We start from the raw sequence: 18,708 nt of genomic DNA, 5'->3' as shown, positions 1-18,708 counted from the left end.
CGAATGTTTCGCTGGTGTAACACCATCGACCGGGTGGGGTCCCTCCCAATGGGGTCAGTTTAGTCATCCGCGGCGGGGTATCGCCGACATGGGGATCGGCAGGTCGCCCGGCTACCCTGGTCAGCATGCGTGACGTTGCGGGATCTTGGCTGTCCGGACCCACCTCCGGCAGTGGGCCGGAGCAGAAGTTCAAGGGAGAGAACCTCGGGCTCCCCCGCCACGGGGAGGGGTCGATCGCCCCGCTGGGCCTCCGGATCGGCGCCCTCGTGGTGGATTGGTCCCTGGCGTACGGCCTGGTCGCGATCATCGTGATGCTGGCCGGCCCGGGCGTCCTCGGAGGTGACTCGTTCTCCACTGTCTCGAGCTGGGCCGTGCCGCTGATCTGGGGCGTGAGCGGCGTGGTCTGCGTGTGGCTGTTCGCACAGACCCCGGGGCAGGCAGTGGTGGGCATCGGCACGGCGCGGATCGATGCCGACGAGCGCGTGGGCTTCGTCCGCGCGCTCGTGCGGGTGGTGTTCATCTTCTTCCTGCTACCCCCGCTCATCCAGGACGAGGACGGCCGTGGCATGCACGACCGCGCCACCGGCACCACGCTCATCCGCACCCGCTGACGAGCCGGCGGGCCGGGTCAGCCGCGGCGGCGGGCGCTGCGCTGGATGTTGCGGACCTTCGCACCCTGGGGCATCGGGCCCTTGGGCATCTGATTCTGCACGCCGGTCTTGGTGCTCAGCGCGCGGAGCCGCGTATCGAGCGCGTCGACCTTGGCCCGACTGATGTTCATCGGGTAGCGGGTGAGGCGGCGATTGAGCTTGCGCAGCGGCACCTGTTCCGGGGTGGCGTCCTGCTCATCGCCCACGATCAGTTCGTAGATCGGGGTGTCGCCCACGACCCGGGCGACCTTCTTCTTCTCCTGCGCCATGAGCGGCTTGAGGCGGCGCGGTTCACCCTCGCCCACGATCACGATGCCGCACCGTCCGACCACCCGGTGAACGGCGTCGAAGCTCGTCGTGGCGGCGACGGCCTGGTTGACCCGCCATCCGGACCGCAGTTGGTCCAGGGACCACGCCGCGGCACCGGGCTGACCCTCGGCTTTGCCGTACACCGTGTTCTGCACACGTCGCGAGAAGATCACCATCGCGAGCATGAGACCGGTGAGCACGCCCAGTGGGAGCATCCACCACTCGCCGCCCCACAGTGTGCCGAGAAGGAAGAACACGACCACCGACACCACCAGGGCGCCGATCATCAGCGGCCACAGGAGCTTGTCCTGCTTGGACTGGATCTTCAGCGCCTGCCACATCTGGCCGCGCTGTTCCTTGCCCGCCTGCCGCCGGACGGCGCGGGCCGCCTTCTTATCCGCCTTGGTGAGCTCGCTCTTCGCCATGCCCACCAGGATACGTGGCGCCCGCCGCGGTTCGGGAACCGCGGCGGGCGCGAGGGGTGACCCGCCGGGCCGACGGCGAGCGGGTCAGACGCGGGCGCGTTCGCGATCCAGGACGCTCGACGCCTCCTGGGACGCCGATCCCCCGGTCATCAGCTGCTGCAGGTGCTCCGGCACGGCCTGTCCGCGGTGCTCCATGGCCTGGACGTAGAGGCGACCGGCGCGGTACGAGGAGCGGACGAGAGGGCCGGCCATGACGCCGGCGAAGCCGATCTCGCGGGCCTGGTCGGACAGCTCGACGAACTCCTCGGGCTTGACCCAGCGGTCGATCGGGTGGTGCAGCGGGCTCGGCCGCAGGTACTGCGTGATGGTGAGGATGTCGCAGCCGGCGGAGTGCAGGTCGCGCATCGCGTCGACGATCTCCTCGGTCGTCTCGCCCATCCCCAGGATGAGGTTGGACTTGGTGACCAGGCCGAAGTCGCGGGCGGCGCGGATCACGTCGAGGGACCGGTCGAACCGGAACGCCGGGCGGATCCGCTTGAAGATCCGGGGAACGGTCTCGAGGTTGTGCGCCAGCACCTCGGGGCGCGATTCGAACACCTCGGCCAGCTGCTCCGGGTTCCCGTTGAAGTCGGGGATGAGGTTCTCGACACCCGTGTTGGGATTGAGTTCGTGGATCTTGCGGACCGTCTCCGCGTAGAGCCACGCCCCGCCGTCGTCGAGGTCGTCGCGTGCGACACCCGTGATCGTGGAGTATCGCAATCCCATCTCGCGCACGGACTCGGCGACACGGCGCGGCTCGTCACGGTCGAGGGCACTCGGTTTGCCGGTGTCGATCTGGCAGAAGTCACAGCGACGGGTGCACTGCTCGCCGCCGATGAGGAACGTCGCCTCCCTGTCCTCCCAACACTCGTAGATGTTGGGGCAGCCGGCCTCCTCGCACACCGTGTGCAGGCCACCGGTCTTGACCAGGGTCTTGAGTTCCTTGTACTCGGGACCCATGGTGGCCCGGGTGCGGATCCACGACGGCTTCCGCTCGATCGGCGTCTCGGCGTTGCGGGCCTCGATACGGAGGAGCTTGCGGCCTTCAGGGGTGACAGTCACGGCCGCAAGCCTACGCGCGAATCACGCCACGGGCAGTCGGCCGTCGAGCGCCTCCACCATGTCGGAGGTGACCTGGTCGAGAACCCCCGACACCGGCACGGTCCGCCCGAGTTCGGCGGTGAGTGACGTGACCCCGGCGTCGACGATGCCGCAGGGGACGATCCGCGAGAACGCGGTCAGATCGCAGTCGCAGTTGAGGGAGAACCCGTGCATCGTCACGCCCCGCTGGACCCGGATCCCGATGGCGGCGATCTTGCGCTCGGGCCTGCCGTCCGAGGCCACACACCACACCCCGGAACGCCCGTCGACGCGCCCGGCCTCCACACCGAGCCGCGCGCAGGTGGTGATGAGGGCCTGCTCCACGCGTCGGACGTACTCGACCACGTCGATGGGGTCGGTCAGTTCGATGATCGGGTACCCCACCAGCTGGCCGGGCCCGTGCCACGTGATGCGCCCGCCGCGGTCGACGTCGACGACCGGGGTCCCGTCGGTGGGGCGGTCGGACGGCTCCGTGCGCTTGCCGGCGGTGTACGTCGCGGGGTGCTCCAGGAGCAGGATCGTGTCACCACGCTTCCCGTCGGCGCGTTCCTCCGCCAGGGAGCGTTGGAGCTCCCAGGTGGGGCTGTACTCGACTGTGCCGAGCCGACGGATCTCCGGGGGCGCCGGGTCGCGGCGGAGGGACTGACCGGTGTGGGACATGTCTCCAGGGTAGGCCGAAGGGTGTGACGACGACGACGGGCGCCCTCCGTTGGGGAGGGCGCCCGTCGCGGGGTTCAGCCGAATCTACAGATCGAGGTCACTGTCGAACTCGGCCTTCTCCAACCGGTCCTTCACCGTGGTGAGGAAGCGGCCGGCGTCGGCACCGTCGATCAGGCGGTGATCGTAGGTCAGGGGCATGAAGCCCATGGACCGGATGGCGATCGACTCGCCGTCGGCGTCCGCGTCCACGACGGGCCGCCGCACGATCGCGCCGGTGCCCAGCATCGCCGCCTGCGGCGGGACGAGGATCGGGGTGTCGAACAGGGCCCCCTCGCTGCCGATGTTGGTGATGGTGAACGTGCCGCCCTGGAGGTCGTCCGGGGTGAGCTTCGACGCCCGCGCCCGCTCGGCCAGGTCGATGATCGCCTTGGCCAGCCCCGGGATGTCCAGGTCCTGGGCGTTCTGGATGACCGGGGAGAGCAGCCCCGCCTCGGTGTCCACGGCGATCCCGAGGTTCACCGAACCGTGGTAGGTGATCTCGTTGGTGTCCTCGTTGTAGGAGGCGTTGACGTTCGGGTGCGACACGAGGGCCTCGACGACCGCCTTGGCGTAGAACGGCAGGTACGAGAGCTTGGCGCCGTGCTTGTCGGCGAACTGCTCCTTGACCTGCGAACGCAGCTGCGCCACCCGGGTCATGTCCACCTCGAAGACCTGCGTGAGCTGCGCGGTCTGCTGCAGCGACTCGCGGGTCTTCTTCGCTGTGATCTTGCGGATCCGGTTGGCCTTCTTGGTGGTGCCCCGCAGCTCGGCGAGCTCGGGGCGCACGCCGGCCGTGGACGGGCCGCCGGTGGTCGCCTTCTCGGCCGCCGGGGCCGCGGACCCGGAGTCGGAACCCGAACCCTCGGCCGCCGCGAGGACGTCCTGCTTGCGGATGCGGCCGCCGATGCCGGTGCCCTTGACCGAGTCGAGGTCGACCCCGTGCTCCTGCGCGAGCTTGCGCACGAGCGGGGTGACGTACGGCGAGGTCCCGGACTTCGCGGCCGCCGCGGGCTCGGCCCGCTTCGGCAGGTCACCGGACGACGAGTCGCCGGAGGACTTCTCCGACTTCTTCTCGGCCTTCTCCTCGGACTTGGCCTCCGCCTCGGCGGCCGCCTTCTTCTCCTTCTCCGGGGTGTCCTCGGGGACCTCGTCCTCGTCGGAGGCGTCCACGCCCTCGTCCTTGGCGTCGGTCGCGTTCTGATCCTCGGCCGACTGGTCGTCGGCGTCGTCGTCGGCGTCCTGATCGTCGGAGTCGTCGTCGTTTCCGGCGTCGCCGTCGCCGATGACGGCGAGGACGGCTCCGACCTCGACGGTCTCGTCCTCCTCGGCCACGATCTTCTGGAGGGTGCCGGCGACGGGGGAGGGGATCTCGGTGTCGACCTTGTCGGTGGAGACCTCGAGCAGGGGCTCGTCCATCTCGACGGTGTCGCCGACGGACTTGAGCCAGTTGGTGATGGTGCCCTCGGTGACGGACTCGCCGAGTTCGGGCATGACCACGTCGGTGCCCTTGCCGCCGCCCTTGTTACCGCCGCTCTTGCTGCTGCTGCCGGACTTCTCGGCGGGCTCGTCGGCGGGCTCGTCGGAGTCGTCCGCGGAGTCGTCGGCCTGATCGTCGGAGTCGTCGGCATCCCCGGAGTCGGCGTCATCGGATCCGCCGGAGCCGTCGTCGATGACCGCGAGCTCCCCGCCGATCTCGACGGTCTCGTCCTCCTCGGCGACGATCTTCTTCAGCGTGCCGGCCGCGGGCGACGGGATCTCGGTGTCGACCTTGTCGGTGGAGACCTCGAGCAACGGCTCGTCGACCTCGACCGTGTCCCCCTCCTTCTTGAGCCAGCGGGTAACCGTGCCCTCGCTGACGGATTCACCGAGAGCCGGCATCTGTACGGAGAAGGCCATGGTGTCGTGACTCCTCAAGAGTTCTCAGGCGCTGTCAGCAGGCGCGGTCCGCGCCCGCGTGAGCGGCGTCGTGGGTGTGAGTTATCTGTTCGTCGTGTCGGTCCGGAGCCGGGTGCGCGGTGGCGCCCCTACCCAGGATCGTCGTCCATTGTGCCCTCTGCCACCTGTCGGTGTCGGCGGACGTGCCGATCCGGACCCGGCCGGGTGCCCGATCCGCCGGTTGCCCGCAGCGTGACGGGCGTCGGACGTCGGTACGATCGTTTTCCACAGGCGGCCCTCACCCCGTACGGGGGCCCGACGGGAGGGAGCCGGCGGTGGGTATCCGTGACCTGTTCGGACGTCGTGGGCCGCGGATCCCGGCGGATCCGGCCGATCTCGATCACCTGCGCCGGTGGTGCCGTACCCGCGTTGGCGTCGAGGCCTATCTCGAGCCGGAGACCCTCGTCTCGGTCCCCGGACTGTGCCTCGTGGCCTTCGACGGCGAATGGACCCGCAGGCCCGTCGGCGACGTGGCCACCGCGCGCAGGCTCGCGGCGCAGCTCAAGCTTCCCCTGTTCGACGCCGCCGTCCAGGGCTACCCCCGGCGGATGCGCGACTACGAGGAGGTCCGCATCAAGCGCGAGCGGCGCGAACGCGCCGAGCGCCTCCGCGAGCAGATGCGCGAAGCCGACGGGCGCTAGGGCGAGCCCGCGGCGGCGGTGACGGTCAGCCTGCGGCGGCGATGTCCTCCAGGACGGCGAGCATGGTCCGCACGGGCACCCCGGTTCCGCCCTTGGGCAGGTAACCCTCCGGGCCACCGTCGTTGTAGGCGGGCCCGGCCACGTCGATGTGCGCCCACTCGACGCCCTCGGCCACGAACTCGGAGAGGAACAACCCGGCCGACAGCATGCCGCCCCAGCGGTGCGGGGTGACGTTGGTGAGGTCGGCGACCTCGGAGTCCAGCCCGGCACGGAGCTCCTCGGGCAGCGGCATCGGCCACCCGCCCTCGCCGACCCCGCGGCTGAGCTCGGCCACCCGGTCCCGGAAGTCCTCGGTGCCCATGACGCCGGGCGTCTTCTTGCCCAGCGCGACCATCTGCGCGCCGGTGAGGGTGGCGGTGTCGATGAGGTGCGACGGCGAATCCTCGCAGGCACGCACGATCGCGTCGGCGAGGATGAGACGCCCCTCGGCGTCGGTGTTCTGCACCTCGACGGTCGTCCCCCCGTACATGGTCAGCACGTCACCGGGCCGGTACGCGGTGGAGGACGGCATGTTCTCCGCCATGGGCACGGTGGCGACCACGGTCAGGTCCAGTCCCAGACGGGCGGCCAGGATCACGGTCGCGACCACGGCCGCGGCCCCGCCCATGTCCATCGTCATCTGCTCCATGCCCGCGGCCGGCTTGATCGAGATGCCGCCGGTGTCGAAGGTGACGCCCTTGCCGACCAACGCGACCGTCGGCCGACCCGCGGCGCCACGATGGGTCAGACGCACCAGACGCGGACCGCGCGAGGAACCGCCACCCACGGCGAGGATGCCGCCGAAGCCACCCTCGGCCAGCGCGGCCTCGTCGAGCACCTCGACCTCGAGACCGGCCTCGCCGGCGAGCTCGGCGGCCCGATCGGCGAACGATCCGGGGAACAGCAGGTTGGGTGGGGTGTTGACCAGATCGCGCGCGAGACCGACACACTCCGCGATGGAGGCGGCACGGGCCACGGCGTCGGCGCCGCCCTCGGCGACGAACACCTTCAGCGAATCGCTGTTCTCGTCGTCGTCGTCGTTCTTCGAGGTGACCTTGGCCGGGCGGAACGATCCGAGCCCCGCTCCCAGGGCCACCGGCTCCGCGCGCTCGGCGTCCAGCAACACCAGGGCGGTCCCGAGTCCGCGGCACGCACGCGCGGCGGCACCGGCCGCGCGGCGCAGGGACTCGTCGGACACCTCGTCGTCGGAGGACCCGAGCCCCACGAGCACCACGGACCCGGCCGGCACGCCGTCCGGTGCGGGGACACGGGTGGTGGCGGCGACCTTGGTGGACGCGCCCACCGACCGCGCGACCGTGGCCAGCGCCGCGGTGACCTCGGCGTCCAACCCCGGGGCGACGACGACGGGCGCGGCATCCGCCCCGGCATCCGCGGAATCCGCGGCGATCCCGACCACCACCACGTCCGCGTCCACCGGCGACGTCACCGCCTCGATCGGGGCGAGGTCCGGGTTGTGGGTGAGGATCGACTGCGCGGTCGGCATGAAGCGCTCCTGGGGGTCGGTGGGTCCGGCGGGAAGTGAGTGCGATGCCCGGGCGACGCGGCGGGACCGCCACGGCGAGGGCACCATAGTCTATCGACTAACGTGGGCAGGCAGCCGGACCGTAGAGCGCGAGGAGTGGTCAGATGACAGACACAGGGGACCTTCACGAGGGACCGCTGCACTCCCGTCACGTCGAGGCCGGTGCGACCTTCGCCCCCTTCGGCGGCTGGTCGATGCCGGTGCAGTACACCGGCACCGTCGCCGAGCACACCGCCACCCGCACGGCCGTCGGACTGTTCGACGTCAGCCACCTCGGCAAGGCGCTCGTGACCGGCCCCGGCGCCGCAGAGTTCGTCAACACGTGCTTCACCAACGACCTCGACCGGGTCTCCGCCGGCAGCGCCCAGTACACGTTGTGCTGCGACGAGTCCGGGGGAGTGGTCGACGACCTCATCGCCTACCGGGTCTCCGACTCCGAGATCTTCCTCATCCCCAACGCCTCGAACAACGCCGAGGTCGTGCGCCGGCTGCAGGCCGCGGCGGCCGAGCGGGCGCCCGAGGTCAGCGTCACCGACGAGCACCGTTCCCGTGCCGTGATCGCGGTCCAGGGGCCCCGCGCCGGAGAGGTCCTCGAAGCTCTCGGCCTGCCGACCGACCTCGACTACATGGCGTACGTCGACGCCGACTGGAACGGCCGGTCCGTGCGGATCTGCCGCACCGGGTACACCGGCGAGTACGGCTTCGAGGTCCTGCCCGCCTGGGATGAGGCCGGCGCCGTCTGGGACGCGCTCGCCGAGCAGGTGCTCTCGCGGGAGGGCGCGCTGTGCGGCCTCGGTGCCCGCGACTCCCTGCGCACCGAGGCCGGGTACCCGCTGCACGGCAACGAACTGTCGGTCGACCTCAGCCCGCTCGAGGCGCGCTGTGCCTGGGCCATCGGCTGGGACAAGCCCGCCTTCTGGGGCCGCGAGGAACTGCTGCGTCAAAAGGCGGCCGGCCCCGCCCGCCGGATGTACGCGCTCGAGGTCACCGGGCGCGGGATCCTGCGCGCCGGCCAGACCGTGCGGGCCGGTGGACGCGACGTGGGCGTCACCAGCTCCGGCACGTTCTCGCCGACCCTCAAGACGGGCATCGCGCTCGCGTTCATCGAGCTCGACGCGGGCCTGAAGAAGGGCGACGAGGTCGTCGTCGACGTACGGGGCCGAGAGGTACCGTGCCGCCTCGCGGTACCCCCGCTCGTCGAGATCCGCACCCGCTGACCAGCCCCCCTTCCCCAAGGAACGAGACCCGCAATGTCCGAGTTCGACGTCCGCCCGTCCGCCTCGCCGAGGTCGGCCGCGGAGCGTGAGGCCATCCTCGCCGCCCCCGGCTTCGGCAAGTACTTCACCGACCACATGGTCACCCTCCCGTACTCGAACGGGCAGTGGGGCACCCCGGTCGTCGAGGCGTACGCACCCCTGTCCATCGACCCGTCCGCCGTGGTCCTGCACTACGCCCAGACGATCTTCGAAGGGCTCAAGGCCTACCGGCAGTCCGATGACTCCATCGCGTCCTTCCGGCCAGAGCAGAACGCCGCCCGCTTCAACCGCTCTGCGCAGCGCCTCGCCATGCCGCAGCTGCCCGAGGAGCTGTTCATGGAGTCACTGCGCCAGATCGTGGCGATCGACCGTGACTGGGTGCCCGCCGCCGGGGGTGAGGAGTCCCTCTACCTGCGGCCCTTCATGATCGCCACCGAGACCGGGCTCGGCGTGCGCCCGGCCGACGAGTACCTCTACTCGGTGATCGCCTCCCCGGCCGGCGCGTACTTCTCCCGCGGCGTGGCCCCCGTGAGCGTCTGGCTGAGCACCGAGTACGTGCGCGCCAGCCCCGGCGGCACCGGCGCGGCCAAGTTCGGCGGCAACTACGCCGCCTCGTTGGCAGCCCAGGAGCAGGCCGCCGCCAAGGGCTGCGACCAGGTGGTCTGGCTCGACGCGATCGAGCGGAAGTACGTCGAGGAGATGGGCGGGATGAACCTGTTCTTCGTGCTCGGCTCCGGTGACTCCGCCGAGATCGTGACCCCCGAGTTGTCCGGTTCGCTGCTGCCGGGCGTGACCCGCGACAGCCTCCTGCAGTTGGCGCGCCACCTCGGCTACCGCGTCACCGAACGCAAGGTCTCCGTGGAGGAGTGGGAGGCGGGCGTGGCCTCCGGCGAGATCTCCGAGGTGTTCGCGTGCGGCACCGCCGCCGTCATCACCCCCGTCGGATCCGTGCAGCACGCCGCCGGCGGATACACGGTGGGCGACGGGGGATCGGGGGAGATCACCATGCGGTTGCGCGAGACGCTCACCGGCATCCAGCGCGGCTCCGTGGAGGACCCGTTCGGCTGGATGACGCGTCTGGCCTGAGCGGCCGCGTCAGAGGAGGAGCACCGCCGTCACGAGCGCGGCGGCGCTGCCCGTCTCGATCACCGCTCCCAGGACGTCCCCGCTGATCCCACCGAGCCGGCGGACGGCGTGACGACCGAACCCCGCCGCCGCGGCACAGGCGGCGATCCCCGCGGCGGCGCCCACCACCGGCGCCCACCACGTGGCGGCGGACCACCCGGACCCCGCCAGCGCGGCGCCGGCGGCCGCACACACCAGTGCGGTCCCCGCCACGGCGACGCGGGACTGCGAGCCGGCGACGAGCGCGCCGAAACCGGTCGGCGACGCCGCGGGGACGCCCCGACGCAGGAGGACGGCAGGTAGGCAGCGCGAGAGGACGAGGGCGGCGACCGGGGCGAGCCAGGCACCCGAGTCGACCAGGGTGCCCAGCGCCGCGACCTCGGCGAGCAGGACCAACACCAGGACGGCGGCCCCCATCGGCCCGACGGACCCGGACCGCATGATCTCCAGCGCGCGATCCGGGCCGGCGTACGACCCCAGCCCGTCCGCCGTGTCCGCCAACGCGTCCACGTGCATGCCGCGGGTCAGCGCCAGCACGCCTGCCACGCCGACCACCCCGGACAGCAGCGCGCCCGCTCCCGACGCGTGTGCGCCGTGGGCGAGGGCGGTCGCCACGACGCCGCACACCAGTCCCACGACGGGCATCGCGGTCATCGCCCTCCCGGCCGCCGCGGCATCGGGTACCCCGGGCCGGCCGACCGGCAGCACCGTCATCCACGACAGAGCGAGCCGGGCCGCGTCGAGCACGGGTCGTCAGTCCTTGCCGGCGACCCCGGCGTCGGCGAAGGTCGCCATCTGCGTGAGGATCGCGACGGCGTTGTGGACGACGGGCAGGGCGGCGACGGCCCCGCTTCCCTCACCCAGACGCATCGAGTGTTCGAGGATCGGGTCGAGGGACAGGTACGTCAGCGCGGCGGTGTGGGCGGGCTCCGCGCTGCGGTGGCCGGCCGCCCACCACTGGCGGGAACCGGGTGCCATCGCCTCGGCCATGAGCGCGGCGGAGGTGACCACCGATCCGTCGAGCAGGCACGGGGTCTTCCGGATCGCCGCCTGGGCCAGGAATCCGGCCATCGCGGCGAGGTCTGCACCACCGACCTTGCGCAGCATGGCCACGGGATCCCGCAGATCGCCGGACGCCCGGAACATCGCGTCCCGGATCGCCGCCGTCTTGCGCATCCAGCCCTCGTCGTCGATGCCGGTTCCGCGCCCGACCAACTCGACCGGTTCCCGACCGGTGACGAGGCAGGTCAGCACGGTCGCCGGGGTGGTGTTGCCGATGCCGAGGTCGCCAGCGATGAGCAGGTCCGCCCCGGAGTCGACCTCCTCGTCGGCGATACGGCGTCCGGCGGCGATCGCGGCCCGCACCTCGTCGGGGGTCAGGGCGTCCTCCCGGTCGATCGACCCACTGGAGCGGCGGACCTTGTGGTCGTCGAGCCCGCCGGGTCGCTCGGCCGACATCGCCATGTCGGCCACCCGGACCGAGGCGCCGGCCGTGCGCGCGAGGACGGACACCGCTGCTCCACCGCCGACGATGTTGTCGGCCATCTGCAGCGTGACCTCCTGCGGGAACGCGGACACGCCGTGCCCGGCGACCCCGTGATCACCGGCGAACACCACCACCCTGGCGCGGTCGAGCGGGCGCGGCGGACACGTCTCCTGGCAGGAGGAGATCCAGACACCGAGCTCCTCGAGTCGGCCCAGGGATGTCGCGGGCTTGGTCAGCGTGAGGTGCCGGGCACGCGCCTCGTCGGCGACGGTGTGGGACGGGGGGTGGACCGGCGGGAACGCCACGGGGTCGTCGTAGTGCGCGACGTCGCCCAGGCCGGGGAAGTCGTGGGGGACGTCCTCGAGGTGGGAACCGGCCTGTCCGGGATCCGCGGGCGGGGCGGCTGCGGCCTCGGTCGTGTCGACGGCACCGGCCCCACCGACGGCGCCGACGGCACCGGTGCTCGGCGCCGGCGCCGGGCGGGCCCCGTCGAGGGGGAGGGCGCGACCGGCGACGACGAGCACCGCCGAGTCGCACACCCCGGCCAGCCGCCGGTTGAGCGACCCGATCACATCGGCGAACACCCGGCCGGAGAGCGAATCCGGGACCACTCCCAGGCCGACCTCGGGGGAGACCAGGACCACGGAGCCGGAGTGTTCCGTCACCGCGGTGACGAGCTCGTCCAGGTCGTCGGCCACCGCGGCGCCGCCGTCGGCCCACCCGAGAGTGGCGTCCATCCGGCGCGTCAACCACCCTCCGAGATCGTCCACGAGGACCGTCGCGTCAGGGTTCTCCGCGAGGACGCGGGCGATCTCGTCGGTCTCCACCGTGGCCCACCGGGTGGGCCGGCGATCGCGATGCGCGTCGATCCGGGCGGTCATCTCGTCGTCGTCGGGATCGCGCCGGGCCGTGGCGACGTAGACGACGTCGTCGTCGATGTCGGCCGCCACGGACTCGGCGTGGGCGGATTTTCCCGAGCGGGTACCACCGAGGACGAGCAGGCGCATGGGGGTCGGGCCCTTCCGGGGGTCAGCGGTGGGAACGGGTCAGATGGCGTCGCCCGGGCGGACCCGGGGGCGGGGGGTGCGGAGCATCCGGGGCTGGGTCGCGCGCATGACGGCGTACCACCCCATTCCGAAACCGGTGTCGTCGGTGGACGGGAACCGTTCGCGGACGGCCCGGTTCACGGTCCGTCCGAGGAAGACGCCGTCGACGATGACGACGACGATGAGGACCAGGAACAGAGTCTGGCTGTACGCCATGAGAGCCGGGTTCGGGATGAGCTGGAACACGATCACGAACAGGGCGAGCGGCATGAACCAGTTGATGAGACGACGGTGGGTGTCCACCCAGTCGCGTGCGAAGCGACGGACCTCGCCCCGGTCGCGGGAGAGCACGTAGCGGTCGTCGCCCTCCATCATGAGCTGGCGGCGCTCCTCGCGGGCGGCACGCTCCTCCGCCTTGGCGGCCCGGCGCTCGTCCTTGGACATCGTGGCCCTGGCCGCCTTCTTGCGCTCCCTGGCCTCCTTGCGGGTGACCGGCGCCGTCACCGGTCCCTGGCGCATCCCGCGGGCCCGCTCCTGGTCGCGACGACGGGGAGTCGGCTTGCCCTTGCCCGCGGGGCGGCGCGGGTCCGCGGTGGGCACGGACGCCGACGCCGAGGCAGGCTCGGGCCGCGCCTCGTGGGCGGGGGAGCCTTTGGCGGTCTCGTCGTCTCTGGAGCCGAATGCACGCAACTTCACACACCCAGGCTAGGCGATCGACACCGACGCCGGACATTCACCCATCGGCCGCGGCAGGCGTATCGTGTGCGGGGGAACGGGTGCCGGGGAATAGAGGACTCCCCGGTGGGCGTTGGATCTGTCATAACGCCCCCGAAGCCCTCTTTCCGATCGCAAGGAGAACCGACATGACCACTGCGGAGAACACCGCTACCGGCGTACTGCTCACCGAAGCAGCCGCCGCCAAGGCCAAGGCCCTGCTCGACCAGGAGGGTCGCGACGACCTCTCGCTGCGCATCGCCGTCCAGCCCGGCGGTTGCGCGGGCCTGCGCTACCAGCTCTTCTTCGACGATCGTTCGCTCGACGGCGACGTGGTGGACGACTTCGGCGGCATCAAGCTCGCCGTCGACCGCATGAGCGTCCCGTACCTGACCGGTGCGTCCATCGACTTCGTCGACAGCATCGAGAAGCAGGGCTTCACGATCGACAACCCGCAGGCCACCGGTTCATGCGCGTGCGGCGACTCGTTCAACTGACGCCGCGGTCGCACGGAGTACCCGACGACCCGGGCCGATCACCCATCGGCCCGGGTCGTCTACTGTCTGGGTCATGCCCGTAGTGATCACAGGTTCCATCGCCACCGACCACCTCATGACCTTCTCGGGTCGCTTCTCCGAGCAGCTGCTGCCGGACCAGCTCGCGCACGTGTCGCTGAGCTTCCTGGTGGATTCTCTGCAGATCCGGCGCGGCGGGGTGGGCGGCAACATCGCCTTCGCCCTCGGCGTCCTGGGCCGTCAGCCCCATCTGGTGGGGGCGGCGGGCGAGGACTTCGCCGAGTACCGCGACTGGCTCGAGCGCCACGGCGTCGACTGCTCGGCGGTCCACATCAGCTCCGCGCTGCACACCGCGCGGTTCGTGTGCACGACCGATTCGGAGATGGCGCAGCTGGCGTCCTTCTACCCCGGTGCGATGGGGGAGGCGTCCACCATCTCCCTGGCCCGTCTGGTCGAGCGGATCGGTACGCCGGAGATCGTGCTGATCGGGGCCAACGACCCCACGGCCATGCACTCGCACACGATGGAGTGCCGCGAGCTCGGTCTCGACTTCGCCGCCGATCCCTCCCAGCAGCTGGCCTTCCTCGACGGTGACGCGGCCGGCGCACTGGTCGAGGGTGCACGCTATCTGTTCACCAACGAGTACGAGTACGAGCTGCTGCTGAACAAGACCGGCTGGACGGCCGAGGAGCTCGACGCGAAGGTCGGCACGCGCGTGACCACCCGCGGTGGGAAGGGCGTGGTGATCGTCGAGCAGGGTGCGGAGCCGATCGAGGTCGGGATCGTGCCGTCGGAGAACCTCCTCGATCCCACCGGAGTCGGCGACGCGTTCCGGGCGGGCTTCCTCTCCGGGGTGCTCGACGGGTTGTCGCTGGAACGGTCCGCCCAGTTCGGCGCCCTCGTCGCGACCCACGTCCTGGAGACCACGGGAACACAGGAGTGGACCATCGACCCGGCGGCCGCCCGCCGCCGGCTCGTCGACGCGTACGGGGACGAGGCCGCCGAGGAGCTGTCGGCGCTGCTGCCCGCCTGACCGCCCCGCGGCCCCGGGCTAGAGGCGGACCGGGTACTCGCGCTGCTCGATGTCCGGGGTGATCCGGCCCTCGACGAAGATGCCGTGCCAGATCATGAAGCACAGCATGGTCCAGATGCGGCGGCTGTGGTCGGACTCGCCCCGCCGGTGCTCGTCGAGCATCCGCAGTACGGCGGCCTTGTCGACGAACTCGTCGGTGCCGGACGCCGCCACGTGCTCGCGGGCCCAGTCGTGCAGCTCCGGCCCCGCCAGCCAGTGGCGGGTGGGCACGGGGAAGCCGAGCTTCTTCCGGTGCAGGACGTGGGCGGGCACGATCTGCTCGAGCGCCTTGCGCAGTGCGTACTTGGTGGTGCCGTGCGCGACCTTCTCCGTGTGCGGCAGACGCGAGGCGACCTCGTAGACCTCACGGTCGAGGAACGGCACCCGCAGCTCGAGGGAGTTGGCCATGGTGACCTTGTCCGCCTTGACCAGGATGTCGCCGCGCAGCCACGTGAACAGGTCCAGGTGCTGCATCCGGGCGACGGGGTCCCAGCCGCGCGAACGCTCGTAGATCGGGGCGGTGACGTCCTGGTGACCCCATTCGGGCCGGTAGTCGCGCAGCACGGACCGGACCTGCTCCTCGGAGAACGAGCGGGCGTTGCCGTAGTACCGGTCCTCGAGACTCATCGAGCCGCGGTGCAGCAGGCTCTTGCCGCGGGTGCCCTCCGGGATCCGGGTGCTGAGCCTGCCCAGCGCACGGCGGATCCCGCCGGGGACCTTCTCGAACGGCGCCAGCGACAGCGGCTCCTTGTAGATGGTGTACCCGCCGAACAGCTCGTCCGCGCCCTCGCCGGACAGGACCACCTTGACGTGCTTACGGGCCTCGCGTGCGACGAAGTACAGCGGGACCAGGGCCGGGTCGGCGACCGGCTCGTCGAGGTACCAGATGATCTCGGGGATCGCGGCGGCGAACTCCTCGGGCGAGACCACCTTGATGATGTGCTCGACACCGATCGCCGCGGCCGACTCGGCGGCGACGTCGATCTCGGAGTACCCCTCGCGCTCGAAACCGGTCGTGAACGTCAGCAGGTTCTCGTTGTGTCGGCGGGCCAGCGCGGCGATGGCGGTGGAGTCGATGCCACCGGAGAGGAAGGAGCCCACGGTGACGTCGGCCCGCATGTGCTTGGCGACCGAGTCCTCCAGTGCGGCGGCGATCTCGTCGTAGCGTCGCTGGGCGTCGCCGTCGGCGACGGGCACGACCGGGAACGTCGGCTCGAAGTAGCGCTCGATCACCGGCGCCGCGCCGGGGGCGAGCGTGGCGTGGCACCCCGACTCCAACCGTCGGACCCCGCGGGTGAGGGTCTCGTCCTCGGGGACGTACTGGAGGGTGACGTAGTGCTGGAGGGCGCGGGTGTCGATGGAGGTGTCGACGACGACGAGGTCGATCAGTTCCGTGACCGACTTCTTCTCACTCGCGAACACGGTTCCGCCGGGGCCGGTCGCCATGTACAAGGGCTTGATGCCGAAGGGGTCCCGGGCAACGAACAGCGACCGCTCGACGGTGTCCCAGATCGCGAAGGCGAACATCCCGCGCAGCCGGCGTACCGCGGCGGGGCCCCAGTGGTGGAACGCCACGACGATCGGTTCGCCGTCGCCCTCGGTCTCGAACACTGCTCCGTGGTCACGCTGGAGCTCCTCGCGCAGTTCGAGGTAGTTGTAGATCTCGCCGTTGAACACCAGCGCGTAGCGGTCCGGTTGCTCGGGCGGTCCCCAGCGAAGGGGTTGGTGCGAGTGCGCGATGTCGATGATGGACAGCCGGTTGAACCCGAAGGCCATATCGCCGTCGACCCAGGTGCCCACCTCGTCGGGGCCGCGGTGGCGCTGGCACCCCATGGCGCCCAGGACCCGCGCCTCGTGGGTACGGGCGGAGCCGTCGGGGGTGATCAGACCAAGCAGGCCACACATGCGTCGGAAACCTCGTCCATCGTCGTCGGGGCGTCGGTGGGTGACCCGCCCGCGCGGGTCGCGACGCGATCGAATACTACTGGTCCGCAAGACCCCTCCGGCCCCCCGTGGACGGCGCGGGGGCCCTATGGGTGAATTGCCGGACCCGCGGCTTCCATTCTGAGAGCCGTGGTCTACTCTTCTAAGGTGTCCCGGCCACGTGGCCGGTGCCGCTGATCAGGAAGGCGTGATGGTGGAACAGCGTGACGGGCGTCGTCGGACGCGCAGGGCGACACTCGCGGTGTCTCTCGGCACATTGGGCTTGCTGTTGTCCGGTTGTAGCCTCCACACCGACAACAAGTGGTGGAACCAGACGATCAACTTCGGGTTCCCGAACGGGATCACCCCGGAGGGCATCGCGATCCGCGAGTTCTGGACGGGCACCGTCATCACCTCGCTCATCGTCGGGTTCTTCGTGTGGGGCCTGATCTTCTGGTCGATGGCGTTCCACCGCAAGCGGAAGAACGACGACGGCGAGTTCCCGCGTCAGACCGCCTACAACGTGCCTCTGGAGCTCATCTACACGGCCGTGCCGTTCGTGATCATCTCCGTCCTCTTCTACTTCACCGTGGTCACGCAGAACAAGGTCCTCGACCTCCGTCCGCAGGAGGAGGTCGGCGTCAAGGTCGACGTCACCGCCTACCAGTGGAACTGGAAGTTCGGCTACAACAAGGTCGACGTCGCCGGGGTCAGCATCGAGGACGGCACCAACGTCGAGGCGCAGCGCGCGGCCGAGGAGGCCGGTGTGCTCTCCGACGAGGTCCGTGAGGCCCTGGGGCACCACGGTGAGCCGGCGGCCGGCGGCCCGATCCACGGTCGTCTCGCCGAGGACAAGTCGTACCTCCACTACAACAACATCGAGACCGTCGGCACCTCCGATGAGGTCCCGGTCCTGGTGCTGCCGACCGACACGCGCATCGAGTTCCGCCTCGCGTCGGCCGACGTGGTCCACTCGTTCTGGATCCCCGAGTTCATCTACAAGCTCGATGTCATGCCGCATCCGGGCAAGAACCAGCAGTTGAGCATGTTCCAGATCGAGGAGATCGACCGCGAGGGCGCATTCGTCGGACGCTGTGCCGAGATGTGCGGTATCTACCACGCGATGATGAACTTCGAGCTGCGCGCGGTGTCGCCGGAGGACTTCGCCCAGTACATCCAGTTCCGCCAGGAGAACCCGACCGCGTCCAATGCGGAGGCGCTGGAGTCGATCGGTCAGGACCCGTACTCGACCTCCACTGCACCGTTCAAGACCGGACGCAGCGATACCCGCGACCAGAACAACATCATCGAGACCGCGTCGGGCAACTGACGGCTCTCCCGGTATCACGCGAAGGATTCCTGAACGATGAACGCAACAGTACGAATTTTCGACGCCCTGTTTATCTTCCTGGCCGTCATGGGTATCGGGTACGCGTACCTCACCGGTACGTCGCGGACGGGCGTCGAGTGGGTCGGCACCACGGCCTTCGTGCTCTCCGCCGGCCTGAGCCTGCTGATCGGTGGTTACCTCCGGTTCGTGGCGCGGCGCATCAGCACCCTTCCCGAGGACTACGAGGAGGCCGAGGTCTCTGACGGCGCCGGCGAGCTGGGCTTCTTCAGCCCCCACAGCTACTGGCCGGTTCTGGTCGCCTTCTCGATCTTCATCATCGGGTACGGTGCGGCGTTCTGGAACTGGTGGGTGCTCATCGGCGGCGCCGTCGCCCTGATCATCTGCGCCTCCGGCCTGGTCTTCGAGTACCACTGGGGTCGCGAGAAGCACTGACCTGTTCCACACCTTCCACGAGGGCCCGGTGTCGCATTCCGCGACACCGGGCCCTCGTTCTGTCGCCTCGCCGGGCAGCGGCGCGCTGGGGATCGCCCGGCCGGTCAGAAGGGTGGGGGTCGGTGTCGTGGTCGGGGCCGTCGGGGTGGGTTTCTGCTGGTGGGGCCATGGTGTTGGCTTTGCGTTCGGTGGCCAGGCGTTGGGCGCGGCGGTACCAGTGGGTGCTTTGTGGTCGGGGGTCGAGCCAGGGTCGGCGTGGGGGTGGGACGTAGCTGTCGCTGTCGGTGCCGGCCGCGGGGTCGGTCTCGGTGGTGCGGTGGCGCCAGCGGGCGAGGGGTCCGTCGGGGTGGGTGGTGATGGTGTGTCCGGTGTCGGTGGTCACGGTCAGGGTGCCGTCGGGGGCGAGT

17 protein-coding genes are annotated in these 18,708 nt (G+C 70.5%); 8 read left to right on the top strand and 9 right to left on the bottom strand.

Translation table 11 applies throughout. The features are described from left to right. Nucleotides 1–125 precede the first annotated feature (125 nt). Nucleotides 126–611, top strand: coding sequence for an RDD family protein (locus L8M95_RS17070; RefSeq protein WP_260487256.1), 486 nt, complete (start codon nt 126–128; stop codon nt 609–611). 17 nt (nt 612–628) lie between these two features. Here L8M95_RS17070 and L8M95_RS17065 read toward each other — a convergent pair whose 3' ends face one another. The 4 genes from L8M95_RS17065 to sucB all read right to left on the bottom strand — a co-directional run bounded on the left by L8M95_RS17065 (nt 629) and on the right by sucB (nt 5,119). Continuing rightward, nucleotides 629–1,384, bottom strand: a complete 756-nt coding sequence (locus tag L8M95_RS17065; RefSeq protein ID WP_260487255.1) for a DUF4191 domain-containing protein — start codon at nt 1,382–1,384, stop codon at nt 629–631. A gap of 84 nt (nt 1,385–1,468) precedes the next feature. After that, nucleotides 1,469–2,485, bottom strand: a complete 1,017-nt coding sequence (gene lipA, locus L8M95_RS17060) for a lipoyl synthase (protein WP_260487254.1) — start codon at nt 2,483–2,485, stop codon at nt 1,469–1,471. Between the two features lie 21 nt (nt 2,486–2,506). Beyond that, nucleotides 2,507–3,184 (bottom strand): lipoyl(octanoyl) transferase LipB, encoded by a 678-nt coding sequence (gene lipB / locus L8M95_RS17055; RefSeq protein ID WP_260487253.1) that lies wholly within the window; start codon nt 3,182–3,184, stop codon nt 2,507–2,509. Nucleotides 3,185–3,268: 84 nt separating this feature from the next. Then, a complete protein-coding gene (gene sucB / locus L8M95_RS17050; protein WP_260487252.1) occupies nt 3,269–5,119 on the bottom strand; it encodes a 2-oxoglutarate dehydrogenase, E2 component, dihydrolipoamide succinyltransferase in 1,851 nt (616 codons plus the stop codon). Nucleotides 5,120–5,433: 314 nt separating this feature from the next. Here sucB and L8M95_RS17045 point away from each other — a divergent pair, with 314 nt between their 5' ends. Beyond that, nucleotides 5,434–5,799, top strand: a complete 366-nt coding sequence (locus tag L8M95_RS17045; protein WP_260487251.1) for an oxidoreductase — start codon at nt 5,434–5,436, stop codon at nt 5,797–5,799. 25 nt (nt 5,800–5,824) lie between these two features. Here L8M95_RS17045 and L8M95_RS17040 read toward each other — a convergent pair whose 3' ends face one another. Further along, a complete protein-coding gene (locus tag L8M95_RS17040) occupies nt 5,825–7,342 on the bottom strand; it encodes a leucyl aminopeptidase (RefSeq protein ID WP_260487250.1) in 1,518 nt (505 codons plus the stop codon). 143 nt (nt 7,343–7,485) lie between these two features. Here L8M95_RS17040 and gcvT point away from each other — a divergent pair, with 143 nt between their 5' ends. Further along, the gene (gene gcvT / locus L8M95_RS17035; RefSeq protein ID WP_260487249.1) at nt 7,486–8,598 is read left to right on the top strand and encodes a glycine cleavage system aminomethyltransferase GcvT; all 1,113 of its coding nucleotides are present in this window, start codon (nt 7,486–7,488) and stop codon (nt 8,596–8,598) included. A gap of 33 nt (nt 8,599–8,631) precedes the next feature. Then, a complete protein-coding gene (locus L8M95_RS17030) occupies nt 8,632–9,723 on the top strand; it encodes a branched-chain amino acid aminotransferase (RefSeq protein WP_260487248.1) in 1,092 nt (363 codons plus the stop codon). A gap of 9 nt (nt 9,724–9,732) precedes the next feature. Here the strand turns inward: L8M95_RS17030 and L8M95_RS17025 are convergent, their stop codons facing one another. From L8M95_RS17025 to L8M95_RS17015, 3 genes are read right to left on the bottom strand one after another with little or no spacing between them, the layout of a single operon-like run. After that, nucleotides 9,733–10,509, bottom strand: coding sequence for an adenosylcobinamide-GDP ribazoletransferase (locus tag L8M95_RS17025; RefSeq protein WP_260487247.1), 777 nt, complete (start codon nt 10,507–10,509; stop codon nt 9,733–9,735). 6 nt (nt 10,510–10,515) lie between these two features. Then, complete coding sequence (cobT, locus tag L8M95_RS17020) at nt 10,516–12,255, bottom strand: nicotinate-nucleotide--dimethylbenzimidazole phosphoribosyltransferase (RefSeq protein ID WP_260487246.1); 1,740 nt, start codon at nt 12,253–12,255, stop codon at nt 10,516–10,518. Nucleotides 12,256–12,294: 39 nt separating this feature from the next. Further along, nucleotides 12,295–12,990, bottom strand: a complete 696-nt coding sequence (locus L8M95_RS17015; protein WP_260487245.1) for a DUF3043 domain-containing protein — start codon at nt 12,988–12,990, stop codon at nt 12,295–12,297. A gap of 167 nt (nt 12,991–13,157) precedes the next feature. Between L8M95_RS17015 and L8M95_RS17010 the strand changes: the two genes are divergently transcribed. Both L8M95_RS17010 and L8M95_RS17005 read left to right on the top strand, forming a co-directional pair. After that, a complete protein-coding gene (locus tag L8M95_RS17010; RefSeq protein ID WP_067714160.1) occupies nt 13,158–13,505 on the top strand; it encodes an iron-sulfur cluster assembly accessory protein in 348 nt (115 codons plus the stop codon). A 73-nt stretch (nt 13,506–13,578) separates the two neighbouring features. After that, the gene (locus L8M95_RS17005) at nt 13,579–14,556 is read left to right on the top strand and encodes a carbohydrate kinase family protein (RefSeq protein ID WP_260487244.1); all 978 of its coding nucleotides are present in this window, start codon (nt 13,579–13,581) and stop codon (nt 14,554–14,556) included. 18 nt (nt 14,557–14,574) lie between these two features. Here L8M95_RS17005 and asnB read toward each other — a convergent pair whose 3' ends face one another. Next, on the bottom strand, nt 14,575–16,500 hold the full coding sequence (gene asnB / locus L8M95_RS17000; protein WP_260487243.1) for an asparagine synthase (glutamine-hydrolyzing): 1,926 nt from the start codon (nt 16,498–16,500) through the stop codon (nt 14,575–14,577). Nucleotides 16,501–16,729: 229 nt separating this feature from the next. Between asnB and L8M95_RS16995 the strand changes: the two genes are divergently transcribed. Both L8M95_RS16995 and L8M95_RS16990 read left to right on the top strand, forming a co-directional pair. Beyond that, a complete protein-coding gene (locus L8M95_RS16995) occupies nt 16,730–17,848 on the top strand; it encodes a cytochrome c oxidase subunit II (RefSeq protein WP_260489298.1) in 1,119 nt (372 codons plus the stop codon). 36 nt (nt 17,849–17,884) lie between these two features. Next, nucleotides 17,885–18,301 (top strand): cytochrome c oxidase subunit 4, encoded by a 417-nt coding sequence (locus L8M95_RS16990; RefSeq protein ID WP_260487242.1) that lies wholly within the window; start codon nt 17,885–17,887, stop codon nt 18,299–18,301. The last annotated feature ends 407 nt before the right edge of the window (nt 18,302–18,708 follow it).

It is taken from the genome of Dietzia sp. B32 (assembly GCF_024732245.1).
In the GTDB taxonomy this organism is placed as follows: domain Bacteria; phylum Actinomycetota; class Actinomycetes; order Mycobacteriales; family Mycobacteriaceae; genus Dietzia.
This window is presented reverse-complemented; position numbering and strand designations above follow the sequence as displayed.

Bases quoted from the DNA above. Each gene is read 5' to 3' on its own strand.
- L8M95_RS17065 (WP_260487255.1), bottom strand. From the start codon at position 1,384: ATGGCGAAGAGCGAGCTCACCAAGGCGGATAAGAAGGCGGCCCGCGCC.
- gcvT (WP_260487249.1), top strand. From the start codon at position 7,486: ATGACAGACACAGGGGACCTTCACGAGGGACCGCTGCACTCCCGTCAC.
- L8M95_RS16995 (WP_260489298.1), top strand. From the start codon at position 16,730: ATGGTGGAACAGCGTGACGGGCGTCGTCGGACGCGCAGGGCGACACTC.
- L8M95_RS16990 (WP_260487242.1), top strand. From the start codon at position 17,885: ATGAACGCAACAGTACGAATTTTCGACGCCCTGTTTATCTTCCTGGCC.
- L8M95_RS17005 (WP_260487244.1), top strand. From the start codon at position 13,579: ATGCCCGTAGTGATCACAGGTTCCATCGCCACCGACCACCTCATGACC.
- L8M95_RS17040 (WP_260487250.1), bottom strand. From the start codon at position 7,342: ATGCCGACCGCGCAGTCGATCCTCACCCACAACCCGGACCTCGCCCCG.
- lipB (WP_260487253.1), bottom strand. From the start codon at position 3,184: ATGTCCCACACCGGTCAGTCCCTCCGCCGCGACCCGGCGCCCCCGGAG.
- L8M95_RS17070 (WP_260487256.1), top strand. From the start codon at position 126: ATGCGTGACGTTGCGGGATCTTGGCTGTCCGGACCCACCTCCGGCAGT.
- L8M95_RS17010 (WP_067714160.1), top strand. From the start codon at position 13,158: ATGACCACTGCGGAGAACACCGCTACCGGCGTACTGCTCACCGAAGCA.
- L8M95_RS17030 (WP_260487248.1), top strand. From the start codon at position 8,632: ATGTCCGAGTTCGACGTCCGCCCGTCCGCCTCGCCGAGGTCGGCCGCG.
- sucB (WP_260487252.1), bottom strand. From the start codon at position 5,119: ATGGCCTTCTCCGTACAGATGCCGGCTCTCGGTGAATCCGTCAGCGAG.
- cobT (WP_260487246.1), bottom strand. From the start codon at position 12,255: ATGCGCCTGCTCGTCCTCGGTGGTACCCGCTCGGGAAAATCCGCCCAC.
- asnB (WP_260487243.1), bottom strand. From the start codon at position 16,500: ATGTGTGGCCTGCTTGGTCTGATCACCCCCGACGGCTCCGCCCGTACC.